The sequence below is a fragment of the Sphingobium sp. CFD-2 genome, from assembly GCF_024611135.1.
Classification (GTDB): domain Bacteria; phylum Pseudomonadota; class Alphaproteobacteria; order Sphingomonadales; family Sphingomonadaceae; genus Sphingobium; species Sphingobium fuliginis.
The window spans coordinates 77238-96523 of sequence record NZ_CP084405.1 but is presented as its reverse complement, the minus strand read 5'-3'; the positions used below and the strand labels follow the sequence as shown (position 1 = coordinate 96523).

Genomic DNA, 19286 nt, shown 5'->3' with positions numbered 1-19286 from the left:
AGGGCTGCGCAGACTTGGCAGCTTGCTGCCTAGTCGCAGCTGGGTGAGGGGGTTGCGATCCAACGGATCGCGCGGGCCGCAGGCCCGCTCCCCCTCATCCAACCCCGCCCCGTCTCCTCCGTCGCCAACGCTTCCCATCCTTCCCTCAAGGGAGAAGGAAGGTCTTGAACTTGCCCACACACCCCAGAGCAGATCCCAATCCGACTGCATCGGCTCGACTGCTTCAAGTTTCCGTTTTGTCGCCTTTTCCAAGTCAGCAGATGATTCCATCCGCCCGGAAAGCAAGCCTACCGCCCCATCGCAGCCTCGATCTCCGCGACGGTGCGCGGCACGGCTTCGCTCAGCCGCTGCGAACCGGTCGGCGTGATCAGGTACAGATCCTCGATCCGGATGCCGTAATTGGCGGACTGGACGTACAGCCCCGGCTCCACGGTGATCACCGCGCCCGGCGGCAGCGGCTTCGACATGTCGCCCACATCATGGACGTCCAGCCCGACCAGATGCCCCAGCCCATGGGTGAAGTCGTCCACCCGCCCGGCCTTGCGGAACACGTCCTTCGCCGCCTCGACCAGATCCTCATAATAGACCCCGGCCTTCAGCCTGGCGACGGCCGCCGCCTGCGCGGCGAGGACCAGTTCATAGGATGCCCGCTGTTCGTCGGTGAACCTGCCGCCGGCGGGGAAGGTGCGCGTCACGTCGCAGGCATATCCCCCGACGGAGGCCGCCGCGTCGATCAGGATCAGGTCCTTCTCCCCGATCACCCCGCCGCCGCCGGTATAGTGCAGCGACGCCGCGTTGCGCCCGGTGGCGACGATGCTGTCATAGGCCAGCCCGTCGCCGCCCCCGGCGCGGAAACCATCCTCCAATATCGCCTTCAACTGCCTTTCGGTCATGCCGGGCCGCACCTGCTTCATCGCGGCGAGATGGCCGCGCGCCGTCGCCGCCATCGCCTTGCGCATCAGCTCCAGTTCGCGCGCCTCCTTGACGATGCGCAGCGCGGGCAGAAGGCCGCTGTCGTCCTTCAGGGATACGCCCGGCACCCGCTGCATCACCTTGCCGTAAAGCTCCAGCGCCCTGGGCACGGGCGCGGACGCGCTGACGATCGGCCCCAGGAAATGCAGGGTCTTGGACCGCTCGGCCAAAGCGGTGACAAGGCTCCCCAGCCCGCCGGTGCGCGCCACCCGGGAAAAGCCCGTGCGCCGCTCCACTTCGGTGCCCAGCGGCAGGCGCTCGACCTCCCACCGCTCCGACTCCACATCGCGCGACGGCAGCAGCAGCCATTCCCTGACCGTGCGTTCGGCGGGCGCCATGACAAGCACGGCGTCCGGCTCGTCGACAATGCCGGTGAGCCATGCGAAATCGCCATCCTGCACGAAGGGCGGCGCCACCGCCGCGCTGCTTTCCACCGGCCCCGCGCCATGGACGACGGCGACGCCGTCCTTCAACGCCTCCATCACCCGGCGGCGGCGCTCGCGAAACACATCGGGCGCGAAGGGAACGGTGCCCGAAGGCGTCGCAAAGCCCTGCGGCGGCAGGACCTGCGCCCGCAACCCGGCGGCGCACAGGAACGAAGCCGCCCCGCCCGCGATTATCGACCGTCGATCCCACATGTCCCTGAACTCCCTTGCTGAAAGGATTGGAACAGCAAGAGGCGTATGATGTCAATAATACAGTAAAAGGCCCCGCCAAAAAGGCGAGGCCATTCTATGGAAGCTTCTTGGACTTGGGCTCAGATCTTGTCGCCAAGCGCGCCCTTGACCGAACCCTTGACGTCCTGCGCCGTGCCCTTGGCCTTCTGCGCCTTGCCCTCCGCGACCAGATCGGGATCGCGCTGGTTGCGCCCAGCCGCTTCCTTGATCGCACCGGCCGCCTTGTTGCCGGCCGCCTTCACCTTGTCGGTCATCTCGCCCATCGGTTGTCTCCTTCAGTTGCTGTTGCCCGATAAACGGATGGGCAGAACCGAAAGTTGCCTCCAATACGCAGGCGGAACGGACGGAAGAGGAAACAGGGTGACAGGCGGACTCGGGGGATCGCCCGCTAGAGCCAATCGACATTCAGCCCTGAGGGCCTGCAAATGATGCTTTTCCCTGCTTCCGGTGCTCACCTACCATGAGTAGGCTGCGCTCCGGGTCACGGAAAACCATCATTTTCGGCTCGTCATCTTCTGAATGTCGATTGGCTCTAGTCCGTCTCGGATGGCTTGCGCGCCCGCCGTTCCGCCACGAATTCGCTGATCGCCTGACCGCTGGCGTTCAGCAGCGGATAGGTCCGCGCATCGGACAGCCAATCCGGCCGCCGCGCACCGCTGCCGTAGAAAGTGTCGTAAACCAGGCTGAACGCCAGAAAGACCAGCGTCGCGCCGATCAGCCCCTTGACCGCGCCGAAGCCCGCGCCCAGCACCCGATCGACGGGACCCAGCACCGACTGCCGCGTGCGCCGGCCGATGGCGTGAGCCAGCAGCTTGCCCGCGCCGAAGGTGATGCCGAACACCAAGGCGAAGGCAAGCACCGCCGCGCCGCTGGTGCTGCCGACGAAGGGCGCCGCCAGTTCCGTCGCCGAAGCGTGAAAAAGGCGGATCGCGAAGATCGCCAGCACCCAGGCGATCAGCGACAGGGTTTCCTGCACGAAACCGCGCATCAGGCCGAAAATGGCGCAGCCGCCGATCAGCAGTAGGACGAGAATGTCGATCGCGTTCATCGCGCTGTTGGCTATCCGCGGCCGAGCATCTGGTCAACAAGTTGCGCAAGGGCGCGATAACCGCTGACCGAAATGCCCTTGACCCCATCGGCCACGGCGGCGGGAACGAAAGCGCGGTTGAAACCGAGCTTGGCCGCCTCGCGCAACCGCAACGGGGCATGGGCCACCGGGCGGATTTCGCCGGACAAGGCGATTTCCCCGAACAGGACGACATCGGCGGGCACCGGCCGCTCCGACAGCGCCGACATCAGCGCGGCCGCGACCGCCAGGTCGGCCGCCGGGTCCGACAGGCGATAGCCGCCCGCGACGTTCAGATAGACTTCGCAGGTCGAAAAGCTGAGGCCGCAGCGCGCCTCCAGCACGGCCAGCACCATGGCCAGCCGCCCGCTGTCCCAACCCACGACAGCCCGGCGGGGCGTGGCCCCGCTCGAAAGGCGGACGACCAGCGCCTGGATCTCCACCAGCACCGGGCGCGTCCCTTCCAGCGCCGGAAAGACGGTGGCGCCGGTCACATTCTCGTCGCGATGGGTCAGGAACAGGGCGGACGGATTGGCGACCTCCTCCAGCCCCTCGGCCACCATCGCGAACACGCCGATCTCGTCCGTGCCGCCGAAGCGGTTCTTGATCGCGCGCAGGATGCGATATTGGTGGCTGCGCTCTCCCTCGAAGCTCAGCACCGTATCGACCATATGCTCCAGCACGCGGGGGCCCGCGATGCTGCCGTCCTTGGTCACATGACCGACAAGGATCAGGGCGGTGCCGCGCTGCTTGGCGAAGCGGATCAGTTCCTGGCTGGACGCGCGCACCTGGCTCACCGTGCCGGGCGCGCCCTCGATCAGGTCGCTGTGCATCGTCTGGATCGAATCGATGATCAGCAGCGCGGGCGGCGCGCCCTCCCCCAGCGTCGTCAGTATGTCGCGCACCGAAGTGGCGCTGGCAAGCTGCACGGGCGCATTGCCAAGCCCCAGCCGCTGCGCGCGCAGGCGCACCTGATCCGACGCTTCCTCGCCGCTGATATAGGCGACGCTGTGCCCGGCCGACGCAATGCGCGCGGCCGCCTGCAACAGCAGGGTCGACTTGCCTATGCCCGGATCGCCGCCGATCAGCGTGGCGGAACCGGACACGATGCCGCCGCCCAGCGCCCGATCGAACTCCGCAATGCCGGTGGTGGTGCGGGGCGGCAGTTCGACCTTGTCGTCCAGCCCCACCAGCGTCAGCGCCCTGCCGCCGCTATGCAGGTCGTGGCGGGCGGAAAAGACCGTTTCGGCCGCTTCCTCGACAATGCTGTTCCATTCGCCGCAATCGTCGCACTGCCCCTGCCACCGGCCCGAGACGGTGCCGCATTGCTGACAGACGAATTTTCGCTTTGCCTTGGCCATCCGGCACGCATATCAGAACATATGCGGAACACAAATCCTCTTTGCATCTTGCCATGGAAACCGGGCGCACTGTGGCGCATTGTTTCGCCATGAAGACCATTCGCGTCGCGAGCTACAATATCCGCAAGGCCATAGGCACCGACCGCCGCCGGGTTCCCGAGCGGGTGATCGACGTGCTGAACGAACTGGACGCCGACATCATCGCCCTGCAGGAGGCCGACCGGCGCTTCGGCGTCCGCTCGGCGGCGCTGCCGCCCTGGCTGCTGGAGAGCATCAGCCCCTATAAGCCGGTGCCGCTCAACGTGCAGGTCGATTCGATGGGCTGGCACGGCAACGCCATATTGGTGCGCAAGGATGTGGAGATCGGCGCGCACGACGTTCTGCACCTCCCCTGCCTGGAGCCGCGCGGCGCGACCATGGCGGAGGTCACGTTGGGCAAGACGCATCTTCGCATCTTCGGCATGCATCTGGACCTGTCCGGGCTCTGGCGGCGCAAGCAGGCCGCCGCCGTGATCCACGCGGCAGGGCAGCGCGACGCCATGCCGACGGTGCTGATGGGCGACCTCAACGAATGGAGCGCGGAACGGGGGTGCCTGGCGGATTTCGCACGGCATTACAGCTTCGCGCCCTGCGGCCGTTCCTTCCATGCGCGACGGCCGGTGGCGCGGCTCGACCGGATCATGCATTGCGGGCAGTTGAAGCTGGTCGATTGCGGCGTGCATGAAAGCGCGGGAGCGCGAAAGGCGTCCGACCATCTGCCCATCTGGGCGGAATTCAAGCTGGGGTGACGGCGAAGCTCCATCATGTTCCTGCGAAGGCGGGAGCACCGAACCCTTTGGGCAAACGCGCCTGTCCATCTGCGCCCCCTCGACAAGCCCCCCTTGCTCTGCAACTCTCAACCCCATGAAAGAGCGGGAACTCAGGCTCGCACTGGTCTGCTATGGTGGGATCAGCCTGGCCGTCTACATGCACGGCATCACCAAGGAGATCTGGCATCTGGCCCGGGCCAGCCGGGCGTTCCATGACGGCGTGCCGTCCGGCAACAGCAGCGAGGCGGTCTATCGCAAGCTGCTGGAGGATCTGGAAACGGCCTGCGGCGTCAAATTGCGGGTGATGCCCGACATCATCGCCGGGGCCAGCGCCGGCGGCATCAACGGCATCTTCCTGGCGCAGGCGATAGAGACTGGCCAGTCGCTGGACCCGCTGACCGATATGTGGCTCGACAATGCCGATGTCGAAAAGCTGCTCGATCCCGATGCCCGCCCCGCCCGGCGGATCACCAAATTCTGGGCGACGCCGCTTGTGTGGATGGCGGCGCGGCATCCGGGAGATACGGTCGAGCGCACCGTCGCCCCCGATACGCGGGAGGAGGTTCGGCACAAGCTGTCGCACTTCATCCGCTCCCGCTGGTTCGAGCCTCCCTTCGGCGGGGAAATCTTCACGGCCATGATCCTGGACGCCTTCGACGCGATGGAGGCGACCGGGCGCGGCCCGGCGCTGCTGCCGCCCGGCCATCCGCTGGACCTGTTCGTCACCGTCACGGATTTCGAAGGGCATCCGCAGAGCCTGAACCTCAACAGCCCCCCACAGGTGGTGGAGACGGAACATCGGCTCTCCATCGGCTTTCGCGCCCGCGGACATGGACAGCGCAACCTTGCCGATCCCGCCGAACTGGTCTTCGCCGCCCGCGCCACGGCCAGCTTTCCCGGCGCCTTTCCGCCCTTCACCGTGCGCGAGCTGGACCGGGTGCTGAAACGCCGCTATCGCGCCTGGCCGACGCGGGACGCCTTTCTGGCGCGCGCCCTTCCCCGCCATGCGGCGCGCGGACGCGCCGAGGACGCGGTGCTGATCGACGGCTCGGTGCTGGCCAACGCCCCGTTCGCCCAGGCCATCGGCGCGCTCAGGAACCGCCCCTCCCGGCGGGAGGTCGACCGGCGCTTCGTCTATATCGATCCCAAGCCCGGCCATCGCTCGATCCAGCTCAACCGCCACGGCGAGGCGGAGGAAGCCTCATCGGGCGAGGATGCGCCGCTGCCGGGCTTCTTCCGCACCATTTTCGGCGCGCTCAGCGACATTCCCCGCGAACAGCCGATCCGCGACAATCTGGACGCCATAGACCGGCACAGCGCCCGCATCCGGCGCATGGCGCGCATATTGACCGCTCTGCGGCCCGGCATAGAGGCGGAGGTCGAAAGCGCCATCGGCGGCATGCTGTTCCTGGATCGCCCGACGCCGGCGCGGCTGTCCGCCTGGCGCAGCAAGGCCCAGCAACGGGCCGCCAGTTCCGCCGGCTTCGCCTTCCCCGCTTACGGCCACCTCAAGCTGTCCGGCATCGTCGAGGACCTGGCCGACCTGCTGTTCCACCTGAGCGGGGAGGAAAGCGCGCTGATGCGCGAAAGCTACCGCCAGGCGCTATGGGGCCATGTCAGGTCGATCGGTGCGGACCAGTTGACGGAGGATGTCGGACCGGCATCCGCCCCGGTCGGCTTCTTCCGCCAGCATGACCTGCCCTTCCGCATTCGCCGCCTGCGCTTCCTCGCCCGGCGTCTGGCCGAAACGCTGGAGGTGGAGGGCGCCGCGGACGACGCCGTCATCCAGAAGATGCACGACGCCATCTACGCCGCCCTGTCGCACTATACCGAATGCGAGGGCGCCGACTTCTACAATGGGGAAATCAAGGCGGCGGCGCGCGAAGTCCCCAATGATCCCGGCGCAGCGCTAGAGGCGGTGGCGCAGCTACGTGGCCTGCGCGAACGGGACGAAGCGGCGGACATGATGCTGGCCGATGCCCTGGCGGCGCTGCCCAGGGCGGCGCGTCGGACCATGCTGCTCGCCTATCTCGGCTTCCCCTTCTACGACATCGCCACCCTGCCGCTGCTGCAAGGGCATGGGATGGACGAATATGATCCGGTCAAGGTCGACCGCATCTCGCCGGAGGATTGCAGCGCGATCCGCTCCGGCGGGGCGGAAGCGACGCTGAAAGGCGTAGAATTCAATAATTTCGGCGCCTTCTTCAGCCGCGCCTATCGGGAGAACGACTATCTGTGGGGGCGGCTTCATGGGGTGGAGCGGCTGCTGGACATCGTGATTTCTGCATGTCCCGCGGCAAGCCGTCTTTCCCAGGAAGCGGTGCATCAATATAGGCGAACCGCTTTCATGGCGATTCTGGATGAGGAGGAGGAGCGGCTGGACCATGCCGCCGACCTGATCGCCAGCTTGAGAGAGGAGATCGGGTGAACGCAGGCAAGACGCTGTTTCCGATGCTGGTGCTGGCACTGGCCGCCGGTTGTTCTCCTGGCTCCGATGGACAGACGAGCGCAAAGGCGGGGGAACGGCCCGGCGAGCCGCGTGACGCCCTCGGTTCCCTCGCGCTACCCGACATGCCTTTGCGCCGGGAAGAGGCGGCGGAGACGCTTCCCGCATCTTCCGCCCTCGCTGCCGCGCCTTCGCGCCCCGGCGGACAAGACGCCCGACGGCAGGCAGACGCCGACCCGACGAGCGCCGTGCCATTGCGGCTGCTGCCGATGAAGCCTTCGGTGGTCAACATCCCGCCGCCCCCCTATGTCCCCGACCTGCCGCCATCGGACGGCGCGGCCGACATCCAGCCCTTTCCCGATGAGGTGACGCGCTACATGGTCGACCGCGACAGTTGCGACCATTTCCGGGGCGAGGAAGCCTATGATCCGGAGCGGCTGGCCTATTTGCAGGACAATATCGCGGCGCTCTGCACCGGCACCGATGCGCGGCTGGCGCTGCTGCGCCACCGCTATGCCCATGTCCCGGCGGTCATCTCGGCGCTCAGCGGCTATGATGACCGGATCGAAGGAAATGCGTCGCAATAGGGCCTTATAAAAGGGCGTCGATCTGGGCGGCGAGTTCGATGTCCCGGCGCGACAGGCCGCCGGCATCATGGGTGGTGAGCAGGATGTCGACGCGGTTGTAGACATTCGACCATTCGGGATGATGATCCGCCTTTTCCGCAAGCAGCGCCACCTGCGTCATGAAGCCGAAGGCGGCGTTGAAATCCTTAAAGGTGAAAAGGCGGCGGATGCCGTCTGGATCCTGCACCGGCGCCCATTCCGGCAGATTCCTCAGCGCCAGCGCGCGTTCCTCCCCATCCAGTTTCGCGATCATTTGTCTTTCCCGTCCCTTGCCCGGCCGATTCCTGGCGGCGTTAACTCATTTTCCCAAGCGTCGGCGGTTTGCAGACGATTCGGAACATGCTTTATGTCTCTCCCATGGACGATGCCGGTCAACAGCCCCGATTTGCGCCGACGCGCGAGGATATAGAAAGCCTGGCGCTGGCGGCCCTGTCGCGCCTGCCGGAACCGTTTCGTTCGCACCTGTCGAATGTCGTGCTGTTTGTCGAGGAATTTGCCGATCCGCAGGTGCTCAAGGAAATGGAGATCGACGATCCCTTCGGCCTGACCGGCCTTTACACCGGCCGGCCCGTCGGGGAAGCGGCGCAAAGCGGAGACCTGCCGCCGACGGTCCATCTTTTCCGCCGCCCGCTGCTGGACGAATGGGTGGAAACCGGCGTGCCGCTCGACATGCTGATCACCCATGTCGTCGTGCATGAGATCGGCCATCATTTCGGCCTGTCCGATCTCGACATGCATGTGCTGGAGGACATGGTCACTTTATGAGCCGGGCGGGATTGCACCTGTCGGGCGTCGCCTGCGCGCGCGGCGGGCGGCTGCTGTTCCGCGGCGTCGACCTGGCGATGGAGCCGGGCGGCAGCGCCTTGCTGAAGGGGCCGAACGGCATCGGCAAGTCCAGCCTGATGCGGATTTGCGCCGGGCTGCTGCGGGCAACGGCGGGGACGGTCGATCGCCATGGCCGGATCGCGCTGGCGGACGAGCGGCTGGCGTTGGACATGGAGCAACCGCTCGAAGCGGCGCTCCGTTTCTGGACGCGGTTGGATGCAGTGGCGTCGGACGCACTGGACGCGGCGATGGCGGCAATGGCGCTGGAGCCCCTCCGCCAGGTGCCGGTGCGCATGCTGTCGACCGGGCAGCGCAAGCGGGCTGCGCTGGCACGGGTGATCGCCAGCGGCGCGCCGATCTGGCTGCTGGACGAGCCGGGCAACGGGCTGGACGAAGCGGCACTGGACCTGCTCGGAACGGCGGTTGCGGGGCATCTGGCCAAGGGCGGGATCGTCGTGGCGGCGTCGCACCAGCCGCTGCCGCTGGCGACGCCGGTGATTGTGGCGATGCAGGACCATGCATGGGCGGAGGAGGAGGCATGACCATCCTCCTGACGCTCGCGGCGCGGGATTTGCGGCAGTCCTGGCAATCCGCCGGGCTGTGGCTGCCGGTCGCCTTCCTGTTGCTGGTGGCCAGCCTCTATCCCTTTGCCGTGGGGCCGGACGCGGCGCTGCTGCAGCGGAGCGGCGGCGGCATGCTGTGGATCGCGGCGTTGCTGGCCAGTCTTTTGCCCGTGGACCGGCTGGTGGCGCCGGATCGGGATGCGGGCGTTCTCGATCAGATAGCCCTGCGCGGGATCGGGGAGGAGACGGTCGTGCTCGCCCGGCTGATCGCCCATTGGCTGGGCTTCGGCCCGGCGCTGATGATCGCCACCCTGCCCGCCGCCGCACTGTTGAAGCTGGACGGGGCGACCATAGGCTTGCTGGAAGCCGGATTGCTGATCGGCACGCCCGCCCTTGCGGCGCTGGGGCTGCTGGTGGCGACGCTGACGGCAGGCCTGCGCTCCAGCGGGGCGCTCGCCGGACTACTGGCCCTGCCGCTCGCCGTGCCGCTGCTGATCTTCGGCGCCGGGACGCTGGGGGACGGAAGCGGCGCAGCGCTCAAGTTCCTGGGCGCAGCGTCCCTGCTGCTGGTCGCGATCACCCCCTTTGCCGGCGGCGCGGCAATCCGCGCCGGGCGGGAGTGAAAGACGGGTTGGGTGGTTTCTTGCCATTAAGCCCCTCCCCTTCAGGGGAGGGGTTGGGGTGGGGGCGTGCCTTTACAGGTCAACTTTTCCCGTGGGGCACGCCCCCACCCCTCAGTCCCCTCCCCTGAAGGGGAGGGGAAGCATTGACGTCCGCCATTGCCCAATTCCCACCAGATCACGCGTCGGCCCATCGCCGCAGCAGATTGTGATACACGCCGGTCAACCGGATGACCTGCGCATTGTCATGGCCCAGTTCGCCCGCCAGCGCCTGAACGCTGCTGTCGAGATCGAATAGCATCTGCCGCGCGGCATCGTCCCGCACCATGGATTGTAGCCAGAAGAAGCTGGCCACCCGACGCCCCCGCGTCACCGGTTCCACCCGATGCAGCGACGATGACGGATAGAGCACCGCATGGCCGGCCGGCAGCTTCACCTGCTGCACGCCGAAATTGGTCTCGACCGTCAGTTCGCCGCCGTCATAGCTGCCGGGCTCCTCCAGGAAGACGGTGATCGACAGGTCCGAGCGCACGCGAAAGCCGGTGCCGGCCTGCATCCGCACTGCATTGTCGACATGGGTGCCGAAGGCCTGACCGCCTGCATAGCTGTTGAACAGCGGCGGGAAGACCTTGAGCGGCAACGCGGCGGCAATGAACAGGGGCGAGCGGCCCAGAGCATCCAGCACGATCTGCCCTGCCTGCTTCGCTTCGCCGCAATCCTCCGGCAGTTGCAGGTTGCGCTTGGCGAGCGCGGACTGGTGGCCGGAGGTGACATTGCCGTCGACCCACTGCGCCGCGTCGATCAGCGCGCGGACCCGGGCGACGGCCTGGCCATCCAGCAGTTCGGGAATGACAGTCAGCATGCCGATGAACCTGGACAGGCACGGATGAAGCGCAAGCGGCCCATTGCCGTCACGCCGCCCCGCCGCGCAGGACGAAGGGAATTTCGACCACGCCCTTGACCCGAACCGCCTGGCCATCGCGCATCACGGGTTTCCAGCGCCAGCCGCGCACCGCGTCGCGCGCCGCATTGTCGAGCCGGGGAAAACCGCTGCTCTGCGCGATGGAGAGATTCTCCACCGCGCCATCCAGACCCAGCGTCAGAGCCAGAACGACGGTCCCCTGTTCGCGCCTGCGACGGCTCTCCACCGGATAGCGGGGCGGCTTGCCGGCGATCATCTGCGCGCCCAGGTCGCCGCCCTGGACCAGGCTCGATCCCATGGATGCGGCGGGCGGCGCGGGGGGTGAGGAAAGCGCGACGGGAGGAGCAGGCGGCGCAGGCGGCACGATCTCGGGCGTGGTCGCCACGGCCGGCGCCGGCGGCTGGGGCACTTTCACCAGTGGCGGCGGCGCGACGATCTTGGTCTGCGGCGGGGGTGGCGGGGCCTCCGCGGATGGAGGCGGAGGAGGCGGTGGCATGAGGTTCACGACCGACAGGCGCGCCTCCCGCACGCGCTGCGCATGATGCCGGACCTGGACCAGCGCGGCGATAAGGACGGCATGAAGCAGGACGATGACAAGAATGGCTGGAACGTTCGGCCCACGCCGCGCGCCGTAGCGGGCGGGAGCATCCTCGAATCGAACGGTTACGCTGGGGACGGAGAGCGGAACGGCGGGGGATGGGACGATCGCGTCATCCGCCGCCTCTTCAACATATCCATCTGCTACGCGAAGCATGCCAGATCCCCTTTGCCGCCCTGCCGGCGAAACCGGTCCATAACGCGAATCCTAATGCTACTCAATCGCATCTTTGCCATGGGACCGGACGGGTGGCGACCCGAGGAGGATAGGAGTGCATCGCCACCCGCCCGCTTCCCCCGGCAAGGGACGAGTGCCGGGGGATAGGGATCGGTCAGAACATATAGTTGAGGCTGAACACCGCCGACCGGGTCGGGGCAGGCTGCGCCCAACTGTTATTGATGTTGTTGCGCACCGTCGTCACATATTTCTCATTGGTGAAGTTCTGCACATTCACCTGCGCCTTCAGATTCTCCGTGATCGGGTAGGAGGCCATGAAACGGTGGATGGTGTAGCTTGGCACCCGGTAGCCGACATAGCTGTTGGCGACCAGTTGGGCGAGCGACGGCTGGTTCAACAGGAAGCTGCCCTGATAGGTCAGGCCATAGCCCAGTTCCAGGCCGAAGCCGAAGCGGTAGGTGGTAAACAGGCTGCCCGAATGCTTCGGGGTATTGGTCAGCGCGTAACCAGCCGTCGGATCAAGGAAGGTCGTGCTGTTGGCGCAGGTTCCGGCCGCCGGGTCGGTCGCGCCCGGATGGGCGAGGCAATAGTCGGAAACGCCCTGCTTGATCTTGCTCTTGAGGTACATGTAATTGGCGGAAATCGTCCAGTTGCTGGTGATGTTGCCCGACGCGCCGAAGGACACGCCCTCCACCCGCTGGCGGCCATCCGTCGCCTGATCGGGCAGCAGCGGATCGCCCGACACCACCTTGATCTGGTTGCGGTCGTTGCGGAACAGCGCGAGTGTCAGCAGCAACTGCTTGTCGAACAGGTCGGCCTTGGCGCCGATCTCGTAATTCTTCGTGGTTTCCGGCCTGACATTGCAGGTGCCGCTGCCGCCCGCGGCATTGTCCGCGGTGCAGCTTCCGTCGACCGACGATTTGGACGGCAGCTTGGAGTTGCCGAAAGCGACATAAAGGCTGGTGTCCGGCGTCGGCTTCACGACCGCGCCGATGCGGAAGGAAAAGAGATTGTCGTCCACCTCCAGCCGAGTGCCGACCGTGCTGATCTGGCCAAGCTGCGCCGAACCGCCCGTCGTGTTGTAGGTGAAGGTGCGGTTGAAGCCCTTGACCTTCTCATAGCGGACGCCGCCGTTGATCTCGAACCAGTCGGTGAACTTCATCGTATCGAACAGATAGGCGGCATAGCTGGTCTGTTCCCCGACATTATGCGTGCCCAGGATGAAGTTGACCGGCCCGACATAATTGTTGCTGCCATAGACGCGGGCCAGGCCGGTGGTGGCCGCCGGGCCGACGATGCCGGACGACGGATCGGCAATGTTCACCAGCGGCAGGTAGAAACCAAGGCTGGCGGCGGCGCTATAGGCCGGATTGGCGGCGCCGGCGCCGGTGGCAGGCGCGGTGAAAGGCGCGGCATAGGGATCGAAGCCGTTGGCGCTGCGGCCCAGGCTGCCCTGCAACTGATCGTAGCGCTCCCACAGGGCCGAACCGCCGACGACCAGCGTATGGCCGATGCCGCCGGTGTCGAAATCGGCGCTGAGGTCGATCTGGTTATAGGCGGTTTCATTGGTGATGAAGCGCTGGTTGCCGCGGCCGCCGATCGGCAGGTAATAGCCGACTGGAATGGTGAGCGTTTCGCCGGCGGCGGTCGTGCCGATGCGCTGGGTGCATGCGCCGCCGGTGTCCGGATTGAAGCCGCCCGCCGTTCCGTTGTCGAGGCAGAAGACGCCGTTCGGCTGGCTGGTCACCGTATCCTGGCGGATATGTTCGTACCGCGTCAGGTTGCGGACCTTGACCGTATCGCTGAAGGCATGGCTGAAGATCGCCTGCAGCGACTTGGTCTTGCTGTCCTGGCGGTCGAGATTGGCGAAGCCGTAATAGCCCGACCGGTCGAACTGGTCGACGATGCCCCCCAGCGCCGGGAAGTAGCGGATGCCATATTGCGGCATCGCCTTGTCATCCAGATATTCGCCCTGCAGCGTCAGGCTGGTGGGGCTGTCGATGCCGATGGTGATCGCGGGCGCCACGCCCCAGCGCTCATAATCCTCGACATCGCGGCCCGGCACATCGTTGCGGTGATAGACGGCGTTGAGGCGCACGGCGATCAGGTCGTTGACGCGCTTGTTCGCGTCGATGGTCGCCCGATAATAATTGTCCGTGCCGATCCCGGCGTTCAGGATCGTCTTGTCGTCGGCCAGCGGACGCTTCGTCACCAGGTTGATCGTGCCAGCGACCGAACCGCCGCCGTTCATGACCGAATTGGCGCCGTTGGTGACTTCGACCTGCTCGATATTATAGACTTCGTTGCGGTTCAGGAACGCGCCGGAACGCACGCCGTCGACCGTGACGTCGTTCTTCGCGTCCTGCCCGCGCAGGATGATGCGGTCGCCATAGCCGAAGCCGCCCTCGCCCGCGCCGAAGGTGATGCCGGGAACGGTCGACAGCACGTCGCGCAGGGTCAGCAGGTTCTGCTGCTGGATGGTTTCCTTGCCGATCACCGTGATGGTCTGCGGCGTATCGAGCAGCGGCCGGGTATATTTGGGCGATTCCGCCTTTTCGACCTTGACGGGCGATTCGTCGATCGCCGTGTCGGTGACCGTCATCCCGCCAAGCTTGGCGCCCTGCGCTGCATCCTGCGCCTGCGCGGACGAGGCAAAGGCGATCGCGCCGACGCAACTCAGCGCCAGGAAGGACGGTCGTGACAGTGCTTTGGACATGGAAACAGAACCCCTTTCTTGAACCTTGAGGGGTCTGCTATTGCGACTTGTTCGCAGAGTCAACGCTATTGCGAGTAATTATTATTTTATGATTGTATATTATCGTTGAAAAGCCAGCATCTTATCGCGCTCGCCAGATTGGGCGGATCGGCCGCCGCCATGCGCGCGACATCGATGCGCGCGATCAAGGCGTTGACGGGCAAACCTTCCCGCAGGGCGGCCGCGCGCAGGGCTTGCCAGAATATCGGTTCCAGGCTGATCGCGGTCTGATGGCCCGCAATCGTCACGCTGCGCTTGACGGGCGGAGCGAAGGGCGATGCCGCCGGCGCCGAAGCGTCAATGGAAGGCCCCTCGCCTTCCATCAGTACATATGCTGGCCGCCGTTGATCGACAGCGTGCTGCCGGTCACGAAGCCCGCCTCCTCGCTGCAGAAGAAGGCGACGCCGCGGGCGATCTCATCGGCATGGCCCAGACGGCCGACCGGTATCTTGGCGACGATCTTCTCCAGCACCGCCTGCGGCACCGCCGCGACCATGTCGGTGTCGATATAGCCCGGCGCGATCGCATTGACGGTGACGCCATATTTCGCGCCTTCCTGTGCCAGCGCCTTGGTGAAGCCATGGATGCCGGACTTGGCGGCCGCATAGTTGACCTGGCCATATTGGCCCGCCTGCCCGTTGATCGATCCGATATTGACGAAACGGCCCCAGCCGCGCTCCCGCATCCCGCCGAAGGTCGCCTTGGCCATGTTGAAGCAACCGCCCAGATTGATACGCATCACCTCGTTCCAGTCGTCGAAGCTCATCTTCGCCAGCACGCCGTCGCGGGTGATGCCCGCATTGTTGACGACGACGTCGATCGGCCCCAGCGCCTCGGCCACCTGCGCGCAACCGTCCAGACAGGCCTGGTGATCGCCCACGTCCCATTTGAAGGACGCTATGCCCGTCTTGTCCGAAAAGGCCTGCGCCTTGGCGTCGTTGCCGGCATAGTTGGCGGCGACCGTGAACCCCATCTCCTTGAGCGCCAGGCTGATCGCCTCGCCAATTCCACGCGTTCCGCCCGTGACGACTGCAACCTTGCTCATAGTGGCTCTCCTCAAAGAATATTGACGGGACGAAACTTACCTCTCCAACCAGCCAGCCAGTTCGCGACGGGCCAGAGTCTCGCACAGATTCATAGCGTCCGGGGAGGCGTTCAAACAACTCAAATGGACAAAATTATTGCCACCGGAAGCGATAAAATCCTCTTTGCCGCGAATGGCGATTTCCTCTAGGGTTTCCAGGCAATCCGCCGAGAAGCCGGGGGTCAGGACGGCAACATTCCGGACATTTTCCGAAGGGAGCTGCCGCAGCACCGCATCGGTTGCCGGGCCCAGCCATTTCGCGGGGCCGAAACGCGATTGGAAGGTGACCCGGACCTCCCGCCCCAGCGCCTCGCCCAGCAGCCTTGCGCTTTCGACGCACTGGTCGCGATAGGGATCGCCCAATTGCCGCGTTCGCTCCGGCATGCCGTGGAAGCTGGCGATCAGCAGGTCCGGCGCGAAATCCAGCGTGGCGAGCTGGGCCTGAGTCGATGCGCGCAGCGCCTCGATATAGGCGGGATCGGCATGATAGGGCGGCAGCGTGCGGATCGCCGGCTGCGCCCGCATCTTCGCCAGCGCCGCATAGGCGGCATCGAGCGCGGTGGCCGTCGTCGCCGCGCAATATTGGGGATAGAGCGGAGCCAGCAGGATGCGGTCGCACCCTGCGGCGACCATCGCCGCCAGCCGCGCGCCGATCGCCGGATTGCCATAGCGCATCGCCCAATCGACCATAACGCCAGCGCCCATCCGCTCCTGAAGCCCGCGGGCGGCGTCGCGCGTATAGACGGCGAGCGGCGATCCCTCCTTCATCCACACCTGCCGATAGGCATGGGCGGATTTCTTCGGACGGGTCAGCAGGATCGGGCCGCGCAGGATCGGCTGCCACAGCAGTTGCGGAATTTCCACGACGCGCCGGTCGGAAAGGAATTCGGCCAGATAGCGCCGCACCGATGCCGGGTCGGGACCGTCGGGCGTGCCCAGATTGATGATGAGAAGGCCGATCTTGCCCAAGAATTTCACCCTTCCATCAGCAGGGGCAGGGTGCGGAAACGCCGCCCCGCCGTGGTGAACAGCGCATTGGCGACGGCGGGCGCCACCAGCGGCGCGCCCAGGTCTGTCAGCCCGGCGGGAGGCGCGGTGCTGCGGATCAGTTCGACCGTCACTTCCCCGACATCGCCCAGCCGCGGCAGACCCATGCGGCCCAGCATCGCCCGCGTCGGCATGCCCTTCGCATAGGGGACGGACGCCCCCATGGCGAATGCCAGCCCATGGATCAGGCCGCTTTCGACCTGCTGCCGGGCAATGTCCGGATTGACCTGATCCCCGCCGTCCACCGCGGCGACGATCCGTGAGACCTGCAACTTGCCCTCGGCCATGCCCGCCTCCACCATCACGGCGATGAAGGCGCCGTTCATCACATGCGCCGCCAGTCCCTGCCCGCTTCCTTCTATGCCGCCCTGCCAGCCGCCCATGGCGCCGACGGTGGTCAGGCAATGCGCCAGCCGGGGATTGCCGCCCAGCATCTGGATACGAAAGGACATCGCCTCCATCTGCGCCTGATGCGCCAGCTCGTCCATGAAACTTTCGGTGAAGAAGGCGCCGTGCAGATGCGCGTTGCCACGTGCGAACCCCAGCGGCAGGCCGACATCGGCGGGGAAGTGATCGACCGCCCAGTTGGGCACCGCATAGGGCAGCTCCATGCCCGCCACCGCCAGCCGGGTGGACGTGCCGGACGCATCGGCGCCGGCCTCGTGCGGCAGCTTGCCATGGGCGATGCGCGCCCATGTCTGGGTCAGGGCGCAGGGGGCGGCGACCTTCGCCGACCAGCCCTCGATCGCGCCGTTGCGGCCCAGCTTGCCCGCCATGCGCGCATGGGCGGGGGCGCTGGGCCTGTCCTGGATCACATCCTCCAGCCGCGACCAGAGCAGTTGCACCGGCCGCCCCATCTCGCGCGAGAGGAGCGCGGCCTGCACGCCGGCCTCGAAATCCATGCGGCGGCCATAGCCTCCGCCGGCATGCAGCGGGTAGAGCGTCACCGCTTCCGCCGACAGCCCCAGCGCGCGGGCGATGGCGGCGCGGGCCAGGCCGGGCGCCTGCGTCGCCATCCATATTTCCGCGCTGTCCTCGCCGATCCGGGCGGTGGCGCACATCGGCTCCAGCGCCAGATGCAGGCCCGGCCGCACCCGATATTCGCTGGCAAGGATGGTCGCATCCCCGAACAGCGGCTGCGGATCGCCCTGCGCATAAAGCCGTTCGCCGGAGCCGGAAAAGGCCTGCTCCAGCGCCGCCTCCATCCCGGCGCTGTCCACCGGCCTGCCGGAAAGCGTAAAGACCGGATCGGCCAGATCGAGCGCCTTGTTCGCCGCCCACCAGTTGCTGGCGACCGCCGCGACCCACCGGTCCCGCCGCACCAGCTTCAGGAAGCCGGTGACGGATTTCGCCGCGCCCTCGTTGACGCTTTTCAGCACGGCATCCCCGATCGGCCCCTGCCGGATGGAGGCGAAGACCATGTCGGGCAGGCGGATGTCGGCGGCGAAATTATGGCTGCCGTCGATCTTGGACGGGGTGTCCAGCCGGGGAAGCTCCTGCCCCGCCAGCCGGTCCACCTCCGCCTGGCGGAAGGGCAATATCTCGGGCAGGTCGAAGGTCGCGGCATCCTCCACCACCTCGCCCAGCTTCAACCGGCGCTGCCCGCCGTCGGAAATGATGCCGTTCTGGATGTCGCAGCTTTCCCAGGCGACGTCCCAGCGCGCCGCCGCCGCCTTGCACAGCAGCACCCGCGCCGCCGCGCCCGCCTCCCGATAGGGCTGGTGGAACATCGGCACCGACGTGCCCGCGCCCGTCAGCATCAGGGCGCGGCGGGTCGCATATTGATCGATGGTCCATTCGCCCGCCTCGCCCGCCAGCCGGCTCCAGTCATTGGCCAGCCATTCTCGCGCCAGCAGGATATTGGCGTAGAGCGGCCCGATCGGCGCGCTCTGCACGCCGACGGTCCGCCAGTCCGCGCCCAGTTCGTCGGCCAGTATCTGCGGCAGAAGGGTCGTGACCCCCTGCCCCATCTCGGTCTGGGGCACGATGACGACGACCTGGCCCGACCGGTCAATCTTCAGGAAAGCGTTGAACGCGGTCTCGCCCGGCGCGGTGTTGAGACTGGCGCGATAGGAGCGCGGCCATATGGCCCATGCCAGCAGCAGCCCCACCGTGGCGCCCCCGCCGACCAGCAGGGTGCGCCGGTCCAAACCCTTTTTCGTCTGCTGACCCTGCTTCCGCGGTGCGCGCCCCATGCCATCGCTGATAGAGGGGCTTGGAAGCTCTGCAAAGCCCTATTGCGCCCGAAGGTTCAGGCGACGGGCCTGAGCTGGAGCCGGCGTATCTCGATGGCGGGGCAGCGATCCATCACCACCTTGAGCCCGGCCGCCTCAGCCCGGGCCGCCGCGGCCTCATCGACCACGGCCAACTGCATCCAGACCGCCTTGGCCCCTGCCGCTATGGCATCGTCCACGACCTCCCCCGCGGCGTCGCTGCGGCGGAAGATGTCGACCATGTCGATCGGCACGCCGATGTCGGACAGGCTGGCCCAGACGAATTCGCCATGGACATGCTCGCCCGCGATCTGCGGATTGACGGGCAGCACGCGATAGCCGTGATCCTGAAGGGTCTTCATCACGCCATAGCTCGGCCGGTCGGGCCGGTCGGAAATGCCGACCAGCGCTATGGTGCGGGTTTCGTTCAACAGATCGGCTATATCCTGCGCATCGGTAAGCGGCATGAGGGGTCCTCCATATTCGCGAGACATGGGAAGGACGCTGGAGAGGCGCAAGCCGTTC

The 19286-nt window shown here is 66.5% G+C and carries 19 protein-coding genes; 6 read left to right on the top strand and 13 right to left on the bottom strand.

What is annotated here, in order from left to right; translation table 11 throughout:
- Positions 1 to 287 precede the first annotated feature (287 nt).
- From LDB29_RS00435 to radA, 4 genes are all read right to left on the bottom strand, one after another.
- Entirely contained in the window at positions 288 to 1610 is a 1323-nt protein-coding gene (locus LDB29_RS00435) for an aminopeptidase P family protein (protein WP_099186202.1), read from the bottom strand.
- Between the two features lie 119 nt (positions 1611 to 1729).
- Positions 1730 to 1912, bottom strand: coding sequence for a general stress protein CsbD (locus tag LDB29_RS00430; RefSeq protein WP_025551144.1), 183 nt, complete (start codon positions 1910 to 1912; stop codon positions 1730 to 1732).
- A 269-nt stretch (positions 1913 to 2181) separates the two neighbouring features.
- Positions 2182 to 2697 (bottom strand): CvpA family protein, encoded by a 516-nt coding sequence (locus tag LDB29_RS00425; protein ID WP_044661661.1) that lies wholly within the window; start codon positions 2695 to 2697, stop codon positions 2182 to 2184.
- 11 nt (positions 2698 to 2708) lie between these two features.
- On the bottom strand, positions 2709 to 4076 hold the full coding sequence (gene radA / locus LDB29_RS00420; protein ID WP_044661660.1) for a DNA repair protein RadA: 1368 nt from the start codon (positions 4074 to 4076) through the stop codon (positions 2709 to 2711).
- Between the two features lie 89 nt (positions 4077 to 4165).
- On the opposite strand from radA, the gene LDB29_RS00415 reads away from it, so the two are divergent.
- The 3 genes from LDB29_RS00415 to LDB29_RS00405 all read left to right on the top strand — a co-directional run bounded on the left by LDB29_RS00415 (position 4166) and on the right by LDB29_RS00405 (position 7918).
- Positions 4166 to 4864: an endonuclease/exonuclease/phosphatase family protein gene (locus LDB29_RS00415; protein WP_171009986.1), complete on the top strand. Its 699-nt coding sequence runs from the start codon at positions 4166 to 4168 to the stop codon at positions 4862 to 4864.
- A 115-nt stretch (positions 4865 to 4979) separates the two neighbouring features.
- The gene (locus LDB29_RS00410; RefSeq protein WP_099186204.1) at positions 4980 to 7313 is read left to right on the top strand and encodes a patatin-like protein; all 2334 of its coding nucleotides are present in this window, start codon (positions 4980 to 4982) and stop codon (positions 7311 to 7313) included.
- Positions 7310 to 7918 carry a hypothetical protein gene (locus LDB29_RS00405; RefSeq protein WP_099186205.1) on the top strand — a complete coding sequence of 203 codons (609 nt, stop codon included), beginning with the start codon at positions 7310 to 7312 and terminating at the stop codon, positions 7916 to 7918. Before LDB29_RS00410 ends, LDB29_RS00405 begins: the two co-directional genes overlap by 4 nt.
- A 4-nt stretch (positions 7919 to 7922) precedes the next feature.
- Here LDB29_RS00405 and LDB29_RS00400 read toward each other — a convergent pair whose 3' ends face one another.
- Positions 7923 to 8210: a 4a-hydroxytetrahydrobiopterin dehydratase gene (locus tag LDB29_RS00400; RefSeq protein WP_099186206.1), complete on the bottom strand. Its 288-nt coding sequence runs from the start codon at positions 8208 to 8210 to the stop codon at positions 7923 to 7925.
- A gap of 86 nt (positions 8211 to 8296) precedes the next feature.
- Between LDB29_RS00400 and LDB29_RS00395 the strand changes: the two genes are divergently transcribed.
- The 3 genes from LDB29_RS00395 to LDB29_RS00385 are packed head-to-tail and all read left to right on the top strand — an operon-like array spanning position 8297 to position 9968.
- The gene (locus tag LDB29_RS00395; RefSeq protein WP_044663047.1) at positions 8297 to 8722 is read left to right on the top strand and encodes a metallopeptidase family protein; all 426 of its coding nucleotides are present in this window, start codon (positions 8297 to 8299) and stop codon (positions 8720 to 8722) included.
- Positions 8719 to 9324, top strand: coding sequence for a heme ABC exporter ATP-binding protein CcmA (gene ccmA, locus LDB29_RS00390; protein ID WP_061940251.1), 606 nt, complete (start codon positions 8719 to 8721; stop codon positions 9322 to 9324). Before LDB29_RS00395 ends, ccmA begins: the two co-directional genes overlap by 4 nt.
- Positions 9321 to 9968: a heme exporter protein CcmB gene (locus tag LDB29_RS00385; RefSeq protein ID WP_048577144.1), complete on the top strand. Its 648-nt coding sequence runs from the start codon at positions 9321 to 9323 to the stop codon at positions 9966 to 9968. Before ccmA ends, LDB29_RS00385 begins: the two co-directional genes overlap by 4 nt.
- A 175-nt stretch (positions 9969 to 10143) precedes the next feature.
- Here LDB29_RS00385 and LDB29_RS00380 read toward each other — a convergent pair whose 3' ends face one another.
- From LDB29_RS00380 to LDB29_RS00345, 8 genes are all read right to left on the bottom strand, one after another.
- Complete coding sequence (locus LDB29_RS00380; RefSeq protein WP_025548744.1) at positions 10144 to 10827, bottom strand: Fe2+-dependent dioxygenase; 684 nt, start codon at positions 10825 to 10827, stop codon at positions 10144 to 10146.
- A 49-nt stretch (positions 10828 to 10876) separates the two neighbouring features.
- The gene (locus LDB29_RS00375) at positions 10877 to 11641 is read right to left on the bottom strand and encodes an energy transducer TonB (protein ID WP_025548745.1); all 765 of its coding nucleotides are present in this window, start codon (positions 11639 to 11641) and stop codon (positions 10877 to 10879) included.
- A 175-nt stretch (positions 11642 to 11816) separates the two neighbouring features.
- Positions 11817 to 14378 carry a TonB-dependent siderophore receptor gene (locus LDB29_RS00370; RefSeq protein WP_025548747.1) on the bottom strand — a complete coding sequence of 854 codons (2562 nt, stop codon included), beginning with the start codon at positions 14376 to 14378 and terminating at the stop codon, positions 11817 to 11819.
- Between the two features lie 86 nt (positions 14379 to 14464).
- Entirely contained in the window at positions 14465 to 14740 is a 276-nt protein-coding gene (locus LDB29_RS00365; protein WP_025548748.1) for a ribbon-helix-helix domain-containing protein, read from the bottom strand.
- Positions 14740 to 15462 carry an acetoacetyl-CoA reductase gene (gene phbB / locus LDB29_RS00360; RefSeq protein WP_025548750.1) on the bottom strand — a complete coding sequence of 241 codons (723 nt, stop codon included), beginning with the start codon at positions 15460 to 15462 and terminating at the stop codon, positions 14740 to 14742. Before phbB ends, LDB29_RS00365 begins: the two co-directional genes overlap by 1 nt.
- Positions 15463 to 15498: 36 nt before the next feature.
- On the bottom strand, positions 15499 to 16470 hold the full coding sequence (hemH, locus tag LDB29_RS00355; protein ID WP_025548751.1) for a ferrochelatase: 972 nt from the start codon (positions 16468 to 16470) through the stop codon (positions 15499 to 15501).
- A gap of 5 nt (positions 16471 to 16475) precedes the next feature.
- A complete protein-coding gene (locus LDB29_RS00350) occupies positions 16476 to 18743 on the bottom strand; it encodes a molybdopterin cofactor-binding domain-containing protein (protein ID WP_099186207.1) in 2268 nt (755 codons plus the stop codon).
- A 56-nt stretch (positions 18744 to 18799) separates the two neighbouring features.
- On the bottom strand, positions 18800 to 19228 hold the full coding sequence (locus tag LDB29_RS00345; RefSeq protein ID WP_025548752.1) for a CoA-binding protein: 429 nt from the start codon (positions 19226 to 19228) through the stop codon (positions 18800 to 18802).
- Positions 19229 to 19286: the final 58 nt, after the last annotated feature.

Bases quoted from the DNA above. Each gene is read 5' to 3' on its own strand.
- LDB29_RS00435 (WP_099186202.1), bottom strand. From the start codon at position 1,610: ATGTGGGATCGACGGTCGATAATCGCGGGCGGGGCGGCTTCGTTCCTG.
- LDB29_RS00430 (WP_025551144.1), bottom strand. From the start codon at position 1,912: ATGGGCGAGATGACCGACAAGGTGAAGGCGGCCGGCAACAAGGCGGCC.
- LDB29_RS00425 (WP_044661661.1), bottom strand. From the start codon at position 2,697: ATGAACGCGATCGACATTCTCGTCCTACTGCTGATCGGCGGCTGCGCC.
- radA (WP_044661660.1), bottom strand. From the start codon at position 4,076: ATGGCCAAGGCAAAGCGAAAATTCGTCTGTCAGCAATGCGGCACCGTC.
- LDB29_RS00415 (WP_171009986.1), top strand. From the start codon at position 4,166: ATGAAGACCATTCGCGTCGCGAGCTACAATATCCGCAAGGCCATAGGC.
- LDB29_RS00410 (WP_099186204.1), top strand. From the start codon at position 4,980: ATGAAAGAGCGGGAACTCAGGCTCGCACTGGTCTGCTATGGTGGGATC.
- LDB29_RS00400 (WP_099186206.1), bottom strand. From the start codon at position 8,210: ATGATCGCGAAACTGGATGGGGAGGAACGCGCGCTGGCGCTGAGGAAT.
- LDB29_RS00395 (WP_044663047.1), top strand. From the start codon at position 8,297: ATGCTTTATGTCTCTCCCATGGACGATGCCGGTCAACAGCCCCGATTT.
- ccmA (WP_061940251.1), top strand. From the start codon at position 8,719: ATGAGCCGGGCGGGATTGCACCTGTCGGGCGTCGCCTGCGCGCGCGGC.
- LDB29_RS00385 (WP_048577144.1), top strand. From the start codon at position 9,321: ATGACCATCCTCCTGACGCTCGCGGCGCGGGATTTGCGGCAGTCCTGG.
- LDB29_RS00380 (WP_025548744.1), bottom strand. From the start codon at position 10,827: ATGCTGACTGTCATTCCCGAACTGCTGGATGGCCAGGCCGTCGCCCGG.
- LDB29_RS00375 (WP_025548745.1), bottom strand. From the start codon at position 11,641: ATGCTTCGCGTAGCAGATGGATATGTTGAAGAGGCGGCGGATGACGCG.
- LDB29_RS00370 (WP_025548747.1), bottom strand. From the start codon at position 14,378: ATGTCCAAAGCACTGTCACGACCGTCCTTCCTGGCGCTGAGTTGCGTC.
- LDB29_RS00365 (WP_025548748.1), bottom strand. From the start codon at position 14,740: ATGGAAGGCGAGGGGCCTTCCATTGACGCTTCGGCGCCGGCGGCATCG.
- phbB (WP_025548750.1), bottom strand. From the start codon at position 15,462: ATGAGCAAGGTTGCAGTCGTCACGGGCGGAACGCGTGGAATTGGCGAG.
- LDB29_RS00350 (WP_099186207.1), bottom strand. From the start codon at position 18,743: ATGGGGCGCGCACCGCGGAAGCAGGGTCAGCAGACGAAAAAGGGTTTG.
- LDB29_RS00345 (WP_025548752.1), bottom strand. From the start codon at position 19,228: ATGCCGCTTACCGATGCGCAGGATATAGCCGATCTGTTGAACGAAACC.